Raw genomic sequence first — 13139 nt, 5'->3', positions numbered from 1 at the left:
CAGCTTCTTCGCAAGTTCCCACACGAATTGCTTGATTCATTGAAGAAGACGATAGAAGCAGCTCCAAGCTTTGAGCTACAAGCTTCAAGCTTGATCGCGGTTTGCATCAAGATTTAGGTCTGTAGCTCAGTTGGTTAGAGCGCACCCCTGATAAGGGTGAGGTCGGCAGTTCAAATCTGCCCAGACCTACCAGTTTCCCGGGGCCATAGCTCAGCTGGGAGAGCGCCTGCCTTGCACGCAGGAGGTCAGCGGTTCGATCCCGCTTGGCTCCACCATACTGCTTCTGAAATCGCAAAGCTTAGAAATGAACGTTTGGTTCGAACGTTGATTTCTAGTCTTTGATTAGATCGTTCTTTAAAAATTCGGGTATGTGATAGAAAGATAGACTGGGCACCTCTTTCACTGGTGCGTGTCCAGGCTAAGGTAAAGTTTGTGAAATGCAAACTTTCGGCGAATGTCGTCTTCACAGTATAACCAGATTGCTTGGGGTTATATGGTCAAGTGAAGAAGCGCATACGGTGGATGCCTTGGCAGTCAGAGGCGATGAAAGACGTGGTAGCCTGCGAAAAGCTTCGGGGAGTCGGCAAACAGACTGTGATCCGGAGATGTCTGAATGGGGGAACCCAACCATCACAAGATGGTTACCTTGCACTGAATACATAGGTGCATGGAGCGAACCAGGGGAACTGAAACATCTAAGTACCCTGAGGAAAAGAAATCAACCGAGATTCCCTTAGTAGTGGCGAGCGAACGGGGACCAGCCCTTAAGTTGATTTGAGATTAGCGGAACGCTCTGGAAAGTGCGGCCATAGTGGGTGATAGCCCTGTACGCGAAAATCTCTTGTCAATGAAATCGAGTAGGACGGGGCACGAGAAACCTTGTCTGAACATGGGGGGACCATCCTCCAAGGCTAAATACTACTGACTGACCGATAGTGAACCAGTACCGTGAGGGAAAGGCGAAAAGAACCGCGGAGAGCGGAGTGAAATAGATCCTGAAACCGTATGCGTACAAGCAGTGGGAGCCCACTTTGTTGGGTGACTGCGTACCTTTTGTATAATGGGTCAGCGACTTATTTTCAGTGGCGAGCTTAACCGAATAGGGGAGGCGTAGCGAAAGCGAGTCTTAATAGGGCGTCTAGTCGCTGGGAATAGACCCGAAACCGGGCGATCTATCCATGGGCAGGTTGAAGGTTAGGTAACACTGACTGGAGGACCGAACCGACTACCGTTGAAAAGTTAGCGGATGACCTGTGGATCGGAGTGAAAGGCTAATCAAGCTCGGAGATAGCTGGTTCTCCTCGAAAGCTATTTAGGTAGCGCCTCATGTATCACTGTAGGGGGTAGAGCACTGTTTCGGCTAGGGGGTCATCCCGACTTACCAAACCGATGCAAACTCCGAATACCTACAAGTGCCGAGCATGGGAGACACACGGCGGGTGCTAACGTCCGTCGTGAAAAGGGAAACAACCCAGACCGTCAGCTAAGGTCCCAAAGTCATGGTTAAGTGGGAAACGATGTGGGAAGGCTTAGACAGCTAGGAGGTTGGCTTAGAAGCAGCCACCCTTTAAAGAAAGCGTAATAGCTCACTAGTCGAGTCGGCCTGCGCGGAAGATGTAACGGGGCTCAAACCATGCACCGAAGCTACGGGTATCACCTTTGGTGATGCGGTAGAGGAGCGTTCTGTAAGCCTGTGAAGGTGAGTTGAGAAGCTTGCTGGAGGTATCAGAAGTGCGAATGCTGACATGAGTAACGACAATGGGTGTGAAAAACACCCACGCCGAAAGACCAAGGTTTCCTGCGCAACGTTAATCGACGCAGGGTTAGTCGGTCCCTAAGGCGAGGCTGAAAAGCGTAGTCGATGGAAAACAGGTTAATATTCCTGTACTTCTGGTTATTGCGATGGAGGGACGGAGAAGGCTAGGCCAGCCTGGCGTTGGTTGTCCAGGTTTAAGGTGGTAGGCTGGAATCTTAGGTAAATCCGGGATTTCAAGGCCGAGAGCTGATGACGAGTGTTCTTTAGAACACGAAGTGGTTGATGCCATGCTTCCAAGAAAAGCTTCTAAGCTTCAGGTAACCAGGAACCGTACCCCAAACCGACACAGGTGGTTGGGTAGAGAATACCAAGGCGCTTGAGAGAACTCGGGTGAAGGAACTAGGCAAAATGGCACCGTAACTTCGGGAGAAGGTGCGCCGGTGAGGGTGAAGGACTTGCTCCGTAAGCCCATGCCGGTCGAAGATACCAGGCCGCTGCGACTGTTTATTAAAAACACAGCACTCTGCAAACACGAAAGTGGACGTATAGGGTGTGACGCCTGCCCGGTGCCGGAAGGTTAATTGATGGGGTTAGCTAACGCGAAGCTCTTGATCGAAGCCCCGGTAAACGGCGGCCGTAACTATAACGGTCCTAAGGTAGCGAAATTCCTTGTCGGGTAAGTTCCGACCTGCACGAATGGCGTAACGATGGCGGCGCTGTCTCCACCCGAGACTCAGTGAAATTGAAATCGCTGTGAAGATGCAGTGTATCCGCGGCTAGACGGAAAGACCCCGTGAACCTTTACTATAGCTTTGCACTGGACTTTGAATTTGCTTGTGTAGGATAGGTGGGAGGCTTTGAAGCGTGAACGCCAGTTTGCGTGGAGCCATCCTTGAAATACCACCCTGGCAACTTTGAGGTTCTAACTCAGGTCCGTTATCCGGATCGAGGACAGTGTATGGTGGGTAGTTTGACTGGGGCGGTCTCCTCCTAAAGAGTAACGGAGGAGTACGAAGGTGCGCTCAGACCGGTCGGAAATCGGTCGTAGAGTATAAAGGCAAAAGCGCGCTTGACTGCGAGACAGACACGTCGAGCAGGTACGAAAGTAGGTCTTAGTGATCCGGTGGTTCTGTATGGAAGGGCCATCGCTCAACGGATAAAAGGTACTCCGGGGATAACAGGCTGATACCGCCCAAGAGTTCATATCGACGGCGGTGTTTGGCACCTCGATGTCGGCTCATCACATCCTGGGGCTGAAGCCGGTCCCAAGGGTATGGCTGTTCGCCATTTAAAGTGGTACGCGAGCTGGGTTTAGAACGTCGTGAGACAGTTCGGTCCCTATCTGCCGTGGACGTTTGAGATTTGAGAGGGGCTGCTCCTAGTACGAGAGGACCGGAGTGGACGAACCTCTGGTGTTCCGGTTGTCACGCCAGTGGCATTGCCGGGTAGCTATGTTCGGGAAAGATAACCGCTGAAAGCATCTAAGCGGGAAACTTGCCTCAAGATGAGATCTCACTGGAACCTTGAGTTCCCTGAAGGGCCGTCGAAGACTACGACGTTGATAGGTTGGGTGTGTAAGCGCTGTGAGGCGTTGAGCTAACCAATACTAATTGCCCGTGAGGCTTGACCATATAACACCCAAGCAATCTGCGACCCGAGAGGGCATCAGATTGCGGTGACTGTGAAGACGACAGCAACCGAAAGTTTGCAGCACAGACGAACGACCTGATCACATACCCGATTTGCTGAGGCGAGGCCGCTGGCCACGACTTGGTACCCGAATTTCTTGACGACCATAGAACATTGGAACCACCTGATCCCATCCCGAACTCAGAAGTGAAACGATGTATCGCCGATGGTAGTGTGGGGTTTCCCCATGTGAGAGTAGGTCATCGTCAAGATTAAATTCCAGAACCCCATTTGCGAAAGCAGATGGGGTTTTGTTTTTGCGTGCGGAAAAAGATTGCATTCCACCTCTGGATGCGATCTTGGCTACAGCAGTGCCGGCAAGTCGAACGGCTACAGGTCAAGTGTCCCCTCTGTTAGTCTTCTCCCTCTCCAAACGCCAAGGAAGCAGCCATGCCGGTGACATCCAACCTTAACCCTGGGTTCATGGTGGTTCATGGCAATCGCCTGGATGAACTGCGTAGCCTTGTGGTGTCGTGGATGCGGCGTTACCCGCTGACCCCGCTGGAAAACGAAGTCGCGCTGGTACAAAGCAACGGTATCGCCCAGTGGCTGAAGCTTGCCTTGGCAGAGGATGCACAGGACGACGATCAAGGCGGGTGTGGGATTGCTGCCGCCATCGACGTTCAGCTCCCCGGCAGTTTCATGTGGCAGCTTTACCGCGCAGTGCTGGGGAAGGATGAAATCCCTGAAACCTCGCTGCTCGATAAAGCCCCACTCACGTGGCGTTTGATGCGGTTGTTACCCGCATTGATCGACCAACCGCATTTCGAGCCGCTGCAGCGCTTTCTCACCGCCGACACCGATCTGCGCAAGCGCTATCAATTGTCCGAGCGCCTGGCGGACCTGTTCGACCAATACCAGGTATACCGCGCCGACTGGCTGGAAGACTGGGCTGCAGGGCGGCATCAGTTGAAAAACGTCAGGGGAGAGGCCAAACCGCTCAAACCCGAAAACTGTTGGCAGGCCGAGTTATGGCGAGCGCTGCTTCATGATGTCGGTGCCGAGGGGATGGCTCAGAGCCGTGCCGGGGTGCATCAGCGCTATATGGAGCGGATCAATACCCTGACCGAGGCCCCCGCAGGCTTGCCCGCCCGGGTCATTGTGTTTGGTATCTCCTCGCTGCCTGCCCAAGCGCTTGAAGCCCTCGCCGGTCTGTCACGTTTCAGCCAAGTGCTGCTCTGCGTGCACAACCCCTGCCGTCACCACTGGGCGGATATCGTTGCTGACAAAGACTTGCTACGGCACGAGTACAAACGTCAATCGCGCAAGGCTGGGATGCCGGTGGTACTCAACCCGGACGCCTTGCACCAGCACGCCCATCCACTGCTCGCCGCATGGGGCAAGCAGGGCCGCGACTACATCAATCTGCTCGACAGCCACGACGACCCTAACAGCTACCGCTCGATCTTCCGCGACGGGCGTATCGATCTGTTCAGCGACGGCGACCCCCAAACCATTCTCAGCCAGTTACAGGACGACATTCTCGAACTGCGACCGTTGAGTGAAACCCGCGAGTGTTGGCCCGCCGTCGACATCAAGAAAGACCGCTCGATCCGCTTCCACGTGGCCCACAGCGCCCAGCGCGAAGTGGAAGTGCTGCACGACCAGTTGCTCGCGCGGTTCAGCGCCAATGCTGATCTGCGCCCTCGCGATGTGATCGTGATGGTCCCGGACATCGACAGCTACGCCCCGCACATTCGTGCCGTGTTTGGGCAACTGGACCGTGACGATCGCCGCTTCATTCCTTTCACACTGGCGGACCAGGGCCAGCGCGGTCGTGACCCTTTACTGATTGCCGTCGAACACCTGTTGAAGATCCCCGACAGTCGGTTTCCGGTCAGCGAGATCCTCGACCTGCTGGACGTTCCCGCCCTGCGCGCACGTTTCGGCATCGACGAACGCGACCTGCCAACCCTGCATCGCTGGATCGAAGGCGCAGGCGTGCGCTGGGGGCTGAATGCCAAGCAACGTGAGGGTTTGGGCCTTCCTGAAGCCCTTGAACAGAACAGCTGGCATTTCGGTCTGCGACGCATGCTGTTGGGGTACGCCGTGGGTGCAGGCATTGCCTACCATGACATCGAACCCTATGACGAAATCGGCGGCCTGGACGCCGCGCTCATCGGCCCGTTGGTCGCCTTGATCGACGCCCTTCAAGTCGCCCACGCCGAACTGTCGCAGCCTGCCACCCCGCCGGTCTGGGGCACGCGTATACAAGCGCTGATGCAGCTGTTTTTCACGGCGGACAGCGAGCACGACGACTATCTACTCGGCCAACTCGAAACCCTGCGCGAAAGCTGGCTGGAGACCTGCGAAACGGTCGGCCTGCTGGAAGAACTGCCGCTAACGGTTGTGCGCGAGGCGTGGCTCGCCGGGCTGGATCAAGGAAAACTCTCGCAGCGCTTCCTCGCAGGCTCCGTCAACTTCTGCACCTTGATGCCGATGCGTGCGATCCCGTTCAAAGTGGTCTGCCTGTTGGGCATGAATGACGGCGATTACCCCCGCGCACAACCGCCGCTGGACTTTGACTTGATGGGCAGCGATTATCGCCCCGGCGACCGTTCCCGTCGCGAGGACGACCGCTATCTGCTACTCGAAGCGCTTCTGTCCGCCCGAGATCAGCTCTACATCAGTTGGGTCGGACGCAGCATTCGTGACAACTCTGAACGTCCGGCGTCAGTGCTCATTGGCCAACTACGTGATCATTTGGCCAGCGGTTGGCGGTTGGCAGACGCTGTCGAACCCGAGGACGCGAAGAGGCGCGACCCAGGTCAGCAATTGCTGCACAAGCTGACCCTTGAACACCCTCTGCAACCGTTCAGCGCCAAATACTTCCAGGAGAATCTGGAGTACTTCAGCTTTGCCCGTGAATGGCAGGTCTTGCATGAAGCGGCGGTCCAGTCGGGCGAAATCAAAGCACTGGAAAAGTACGAGCAAGAAGAGCCGCTCAGCCTGATGCAGCTGCAAGATTTCTTGCGTAACCCGGTCAAACACTTCTTCAGTCAACGTCTGAAAATTTTCTTCGAAGTGGCAGAAGCGCCTTTGGCCGACGAAGAGCCTTTTGTGCTCGATGCTCTTGAGCGCTATGGATTGAGCGATAGCCTGCTGCAAGCGGCGCTCCTGGACCTTGAAAGCGCTGACCAATCCCTCAAAGCCCAAGCCGTTCGCTTGCAGGCCAGTGGGCTGTTGCCGATGGCTGGATTCGGCACGCTCCTACAGGACGAGTTGATCGAGCCGCTGCCCGACCTGGTGCAGCGCTACCACGACCTGTTGTTCAAATGGCCGGAGCGCCTGCACAGCGCGTTGCCCGTGAGCCACGAACATCAACACGTCGCCCTCGACGGTTGGCTCGATGGCCTCTATCAAAATATGCAAGGTGAGCTGCTTGCTCTGACTGCCGTTCCAAACAAGCTCATCGGCAAAGGTGGTCGCAAGTGGCATCGCCTGACCAAGCCGTGGGTCAATCATCTGGTGGCGTGCGCCTGCGATTTGCCGCTGACCACCGCACTGGTGGCTAGCGATGAAACCCTGCTTTTGCCCCCGTTGGATAAGGCAAAAGCCACAAGCACCCTCAACGATCTGCTGCTCGCCTGGCAACACGGCATGCAGCGCCCGTTACCCGTCGCCGTGAAGACTGCGTTTGCCTGGCTCGGTGAAGCGGACGACGTCAAAGCCGAAGCCGCCGCCCGCAAAACCTACGACGGCGACGGCCAGAACATCGCAGGCGAGCATGCCGAAAGCACGGCGCTGGCTCGGCAATTCCCCACGTTCGATACGCTGCTCGACAGCGAAGAGTTCGTCGGCTGGTGTGAGTCGCTGTACAAACCGATTTACGAAGCGCCTTGGCAATCCCTGTCCAGCGTGGAGGCCGGAGCATGATGGACCTTCAAAAACCGTTGGCCCTGCGCTTCCCGCTCAAGGGCAGCCAACTGATCGAGGCCAGCGCGGGCACTGGCAAGACGTTCACCATTTCCGCGCTGTACCTGCGTTTGGTGCTTGGCCACGGCGACGAGGTTTCAGGCTTCGGTCGCGAGTTGCTGCCGCCGCAGATTCTGGTGGTGACCTTCACCGACGCCGCGACCAAAGAGCTGCGCGACCGCATCCGTACACGTTTGGCCGAAGCGGCGCGCTTCTTCCGTCAAGAGATCGAAGCCCCTGACGCCTTGATCGACGACCTGCGCAACGACTTCGCGCCGGATCAGTGGGCGGGCTGTGCGAGTCGTCTCGACATCGCGGCGCAATGGATGGACGAAGCGGCCGTTTCGACCATTCACAGTTGGTGTCAGCGCATGTTGCGCGAGCACGCCTTCGACAGCGGCAGCCTGTTCACTCAAAGCCTGGAAACCGACCACAGCGATTTGCTGGGCGAAGTGCTGCGCGATTACTGGCGCAAGTTCTGCTATCCGATGACCGGCGACGCGCTCAACTGGGTGCGTGAACACTGGGGTGGCCCGGCGGCGTTGTTGCCACGTGTTCGTGCGATGTTCGGCAGCGATCGCGCGCCGGTCACGCAAACCCCGACCCAACTGATCGAAGCCTCGATTCACGAGCGCCGCGAAGCCTTGAAGACCCTCAAGTCGCCGTGGGCCAATTGGGCCGCCGAGTTGCATGCGATCTGCATCGACGGCGTGAACTGCAAGGTTGTCGACGGTCGCAAGATGCAGGAGCGCTACTTCAGACCCTGGTTCGACAAGCTGATCGCCTGGGCCAACGATGACGAACAGGAGCAGCTCGATCTGGGCACCGGTTTCACCCGCCTGACCCCCGATGGCATCGCGGAGGCCTGGAAAAGCAACCCGCCGTCGCACCCGGCCTTCGAGGCGATGGTCGAGCTGAAAGTCGCCCTCGACACGCTGCCAACGCCCGACGCGGCCGTACTCGAACACGCCGCGCAATGGGTCGGTGCGCGCTTCGAAGAAGAGAAACGTCGTCGTGCCGAAATGGGTTTTGACGACATGCTGTTGCGTCTGGACGCAGCGTTGCGAGGGAGTGGCGGTGAGCGCCTGGCGACCCTGATTCGCGAGCAGTTTCCAGTTGCGTTGATCGATGAATTCCAGGACACGGACCCGGTCCAGTACCGGATTTTCGACAGTATTTATCGGCTCGAAGCCCATGACGAAAGCACCGGCCTGTTCCTGATCGGCGACCCCAAGCAGGCGATCTACGCCTTCCGCGGCGCCGACATCTACACCTATCTGCGCGCCCGTACCGCGACCACTGGACGCCTGCACACATTGGGCACCAACTTCCGCTCCAGCCACGGGATGGTCGAGGCCGTGAACCACGTGTTCGTGCGTGCAGAGAACAATCCCATCGGGCGCGGCGCGTTTCTGTTTCGCAGCGCCGATCACAATCCTGTGCCGTTCCAGCCTGTTAATTCACAGGGCCGCAAGGAAGTGTTTCAGCTCGACGGCCAGGCCATTCCAGCGCTGAATGTCTGGCAACTGGAAAGTGATCAGCCGGTGTCCGGCACGCTGTATCGGCAGCAGTTGGCGGCCAGTTGCGCGAGTGAAATCGTGCGCGTGCTCAATGCCGGCCAACAAGGCCGTGCGGGCTTCGCCAAACCGGGGGAGACGCTGAAAGGCGTGATGCCGTCGGACATCGCGATTCTGGTACGCGACGGCAAGGAAGCCCAAGCCGTGCGCGGCGAGTTGTCGCTCCGTGGCGTGCGCAGTGTGTATCTGTCGGACAAGGATTCGGTGTTCGCCGCGCAAGAGGCTCACGACCTGTTGGCCTGGCTCAAGGCGTGTGCAGAACCCGATGCAGAACGTACGCTTCGCGCGGCCTTGGCCTGCATCACGCTCGACCTGCCATTAACTGAACTGGAACGTCTGAATCAGGACGAATTGGCGTGGGAAAACCGCGTCATGCAGTTTCGCGATTACCGTCGCATCTGGCGCACCCAAGGCGTGCTGCCGATGCTCGGTCGCTTGCTGCACGACTTCAAACTGCCGCAGACGTTGATCCAGCGCAGCGATGGCGAGCGGGTGTTGACCAACCTGTTGCACCTCTCTGAATTGATGCAGCAGGCCGCTGCTGAACTCGATGGCGAGCAGGCGTTGATTCGTCATTTGAGCGAGCACCTGGCGCTGTCCGGTCAGGCCGGTGAAGAGCAGATTTTGCGGCTAGAAAGCGACGAGCAACTGGTCAAGGTCGTGACGATTCACAAGTCCAAAGGGCTGGAATACCCGTTGGTCTTTCTGCCGTTCATTTGCTCGACCAAACCGGTCGATGGCAGCCGTTTGCCGTTGCATTTCCATGACGCCGATGGGCATGCGCAGATCAGCCTCAAACCGACGGCAGCGCTCATCGAGCAAGCGGATGACGAGCGTCTGGCCGAGGACTTGCGCCTGCTGTACGTCGCCCTGACCCGTGCGCAACACGCTTGCTGGCTGGGCGTCGCCGACCTCAAGCGCGGCAACACCAAAGGCTCGATCCTGCACCGCTCGGCGCTGGGTTACCTGCTCGGTGGCGGCAACGTATTGGCGGAATCGACGCAGCTCGTTCAATGGCTTCACGCGCTGGCCAGCGATCAGCCGACCATGCACGTCGAAGCCGTACCTGCGCCGACCGAAGACACCTTCAGCGCCCCGCGCAGCGAGGTCGCGTTGAGCAAGCCGCGCATACCCCGCCGCAGTGCGCGGGAGAACTGGTGGATCGCGTCCTACAGCGCCTTGCGCATCGGCGACACGATCACCGACAGCGGCGACCAATCCCCGGACAGTCCGCAGGCGCAGAAGCTGTTCGACGACGAACGCCTCGACCCGGATGCGCCCCGCGAGACCCTGGTGAGCGGCGGCGACATTCATCGGTTTCCCCGTGGTCCGAACCCTGGCACCTTCCTTCACGGCTTGCTGGAGTGGGCGGGGGAAAAGGGCTTTGCGGTTGCCGCCAGCGATCCCGTGGCACTGGAAAAAGTCGTCGCCCAGCGCTGCAATCGTCGCGACTGGAAGGGCTGGATCAACACCCTGACCGACTGGCTCACCCACCTTTTGAGCATGCCGCTGCGCCTAGGCGCTGACGTGCAGCCGGTCGCCTTGAGCGCGCTGGATCAGCCCAATCAGTACCGCGTCGAGATGGAATTCTGGTTCGCTTGTTCGAAAGTCGACGTGGCGCAAATGGACGCATTGGTGCGTCGCTACACCCACAACGGCGCGCCCCGTGCGGCGGCGGAAACCGTGTCGCTCAATGGGATGTTCAAGGGCTTCATCGACCTGACGTTCGAGCATCAGGGCCGCTATTACGTGGCGGATTACAAATCCAATTGGCTCGGCGTCGACGACGATGCCTACACAGAAATGGCGATGGAAAACGCGATTCTGGACAACCGCTACGACCTGCAATACGTGCTTTATCTGCTGGCCTTGCATCGCCAGCTCAAGGCGCGGCTGGCCGATTATGACTACGACCGCCACATGGGCGGCGCGGTGTACCTGTTCGTGCGCGGCAGTCGTGCGGCCAGCCAGGGCGCATGGTTCACACGGCCGCCACGTGAATTGATCGAAAGCCTCGATTTGCTGTTTCAGGGGCGAGCTTTGGTTGAGGAAGCAACGCTGTCAGGAGACCTCGCATGAACCGCACCTTCGCGCATTTGCTGCCCACGCCGCTGGACGCCGAGAGCCTGGCCGCGCTAAAGCCCCTGAGCCGCGTAGACGATTTGTTATTGCTGCTGGAGCGCTGGGTCGAGCGCGGCTGGTTGCGAGCGCTGGACAAGGCCTTCGTGGGTTTTTTGGCAGACCTCGATCCAGCGGCCGATTCGCTGGTGCTGCTTGCGGCAGCGTTGACCAGCCATCAGCTCGGTCACGGTCATGTCTGTCTCGATCTCTACGAAACCCTCAAAGAGCCTGATTTTGCGCTGTCGCTGCCGCCCGAAGGCGACGTGCTGCAAACGCCGATGTTGCTGCCCTCCACACTGCTGAAGGCGTTGGACGGCGCGACCTGGTGTCAGGCGTTGGCGGACAGCCCTCTTGTCGCGAAGGCGGGCGACAGCAGCACGACGGCAGGACAGAAGCCATTGGTGTTGTCGGACCGTCGCCTGTACCTGCGGCGGTATTGGACGTATGAGCGCAGGATCGACGCCGCGCTGCATCGTCGTCTCGGCCAAACCGAACCCGCGGCGAGCGACCTGGCCCAGCGTCTGGACGCTCTGTTCGGGAACGCAAGCACTGCACCGGATGCGCTGATCGACTGGCAGAAACTCGCCTGTGCCATTGCCACGCGCGGTGCGTTCAGCATCATCACGGGTGGTCCCGGTACGGGCAAAACCACCACGGTCGTGCGTCTTCTGGCGCTGCTGCAATCCCCTGCGGTGGAGCGCGGCAAACCGCTGCGTATTCGACTCGCAGCGCCCACGGGCAAGGCAGCGGCGCGCCTGACCGAGTCCATCAGTCATCAGGTGCAAAGCCTCGATGTATCCGAAGACGTGCGGCAGAAAATCCCCAGCGACGTGACCACGGTGCACCGCTTGCTCGGCAGTCGGCCCGGCACGCGGCACTTCCGCCACCACGCGGGCAACCCGTTGCCACTGGACGTGCTGGTGGTGGACGAGGCGTCGATGATTGATCTGGAAATGATGGCCAATCTGCTCGACGCTTTGCCGCCCCACGCGCGCATGGTGTTGTTGGGTGACAAGGATCAGCTGGCGTCGGTGGAAGCGGGGGCAGTGTTGGGCGATCTGTGTCGCGATGCCGAAGCGGGGATGTACAGCGCCGACACGCAAGCGTGGCTTGAGTCGGTCAGCGGCGAGGACTTGAGCAAAAGCGGGCTGCAACAGGGCGACCCGCAGCAACATGCTCTGGCGCAGCAGGTGGTGATGTTGCGTCACTCGCGGCGTTTCGTGGCGGGCAGCGGCATTGGGCAACTGGCGAAACGGGTCAATCAGCAGCAGGACCAGGACGCCCGAGCGCTGTTGGTCAACGGCGGTTATACGGACCTGTATTCGTTGGCGCTCAAGGGCGAGCAGGATCGGGCGTTGTCGCGTTTGTTGCTCGACGGCCACGGCGGCGGCCCTCAGGGTTATCGGCATTATCTGACCCTGATGCGCAGCGAGCGGCCACAAGGGCTCACGTCGATCGAAGACCCGCGTTGCGTCGAGTGGGCGCGCAAGGTGCTGAACGCGTTCGACGAATTCCAGCTGTTGTGTGCCGTGCGCAAGGGGCCGTGGGGCGTTGAGGGGTTGAATCAGCGCATCACTCAGACGCTCTTCGCTGCCGACCTGATCGAGAGTGATCAGCAATGGTACGAAGGCCGCCCCGTATTGATGACCCGCAACGATTACGGACTGGGTTTGATGAACGGCGACATTGGTATCGCGCTCCGTTTGCCGGAAGGCCCGGTCGAGGAAAACCGCACGGCGCTGCGCGTGGCGTTTCCGCGCAACGATGGCGAGGGCGGCGTGCGTTTCGTGCTGCCGAGCCGGCTCAATGATGTCGAAACGGTGTACGCCATGACCGTGCACAAATCCCAGGGCTCGGAGTTTGCGCACACAGCGTTGATTCTGCCCGAAGCGCTGAACCCGGTGCTGACGAAGGAGCTGATTTACACCGGCATCACGCGGGCGAAAAACTGGTTCAGCCTCATAGAGCCGCGACAGGGCGTGTTCGAAGAAGCGCTGCGGCGCAAGGTGAAGCGGTTGAGTGGGTTGATGTTGGCGTTATAGCCTTCGCTTTTTGGGGGGCCGCGAGGGATCAACCTGTGG

At 58.9% G+C, this 13139-nt stretch carries 3 protein-coding genes, 2 tRNA genes and 2 rRNA genes; all 7 read left to right on the top strand.

Annotated elements, in window-relative coordinates:
- The first annotated feature begins 115 nt into the window (after nucleotides 1-115).
- The 7 genes from AAEO81_RS26085 (at nucleotide 116) to recD (ending at nucleotide 13100) form a co-directional block, all read left to right on the top strand.
- A tRNA-Ile gene (locus AAEO81_RS26085) sits at nucleotides 116-192 on the top strand.
- A 7-nt stretch (nucleotides 193-199) separates the two neighbouring features.
- Nucleotides 200-275: transfer RNA gene (locus tag AAEO81_RS26080), tRNA-Ala, on the top strand.
- A gap of 220 nt (nucleotides 276-495) precedes the next feature.
- Nucleotides 496-3387, top strand: a 23S ribosomal RNA gene (locus AAEO81_RS26075).
- 154 nt (nucleotides 3388-3541) lie between these two features.
- Nucleotides 3542-3657 (top strand): 5S ribosomal RNA (gene rrf / locus AAEO81_RS26070).
- Between the two features lie 178 nt (nucleotides 3658-3835).
- Entirely contained in the window at nucleotides 3836-7321 is a 3486-nt protein-coding gene (gene recC, locus AAEO81_RS26065) for an exodeoxyribonuclease V subunit gamma (protein WP_341959866.1), read from the top strand.
- Complete coding sequence (gene recB, locus AAEO81_RS26060) at nucleotides 7321-11016, top strand: exodeoxyribonuclease V subunit beta (RefSeq protein WP_341964625.1); 3696 nt, start codon at nucleotides 7321-7323, stop codon at nucleotides 11014-11016. Before recC ends, recB begins: the two co-directional genes overlap by 1 nt.
- Complete coding sequence (recD, locus tag AAEO81_RS26055) at nucleotides 11013-13100, top strand: exodeoxyribonuclease V subunit alpha (RefSeq protein WP_341959864.1); 2088 nt, start codon at nucleotides 11013-11015, stop codon at nucleotides 13098-13100. Before recB ends, recD begins: the two co-directional genes overlap by 4 nt.
- The last annotated feature ends 39 nt before the right edge of the window (nucleotides 13101-13139 follow it).

It is taken from the genome of Pseudomonas sp. RC10, assembly GCF_038397775.1.
Lineage (GTDB): Bacteria > Pseudomonadota > Gammaproteobacteria > Pseudomonadales > Pseudomonadaceae > Aquipseudomonas > Aquipseudomonas bambusae.
Note: the sequence above shows the minus strand (reverse complement) of the source record. Positions and strands in the feature narration are given on the sequence as shown.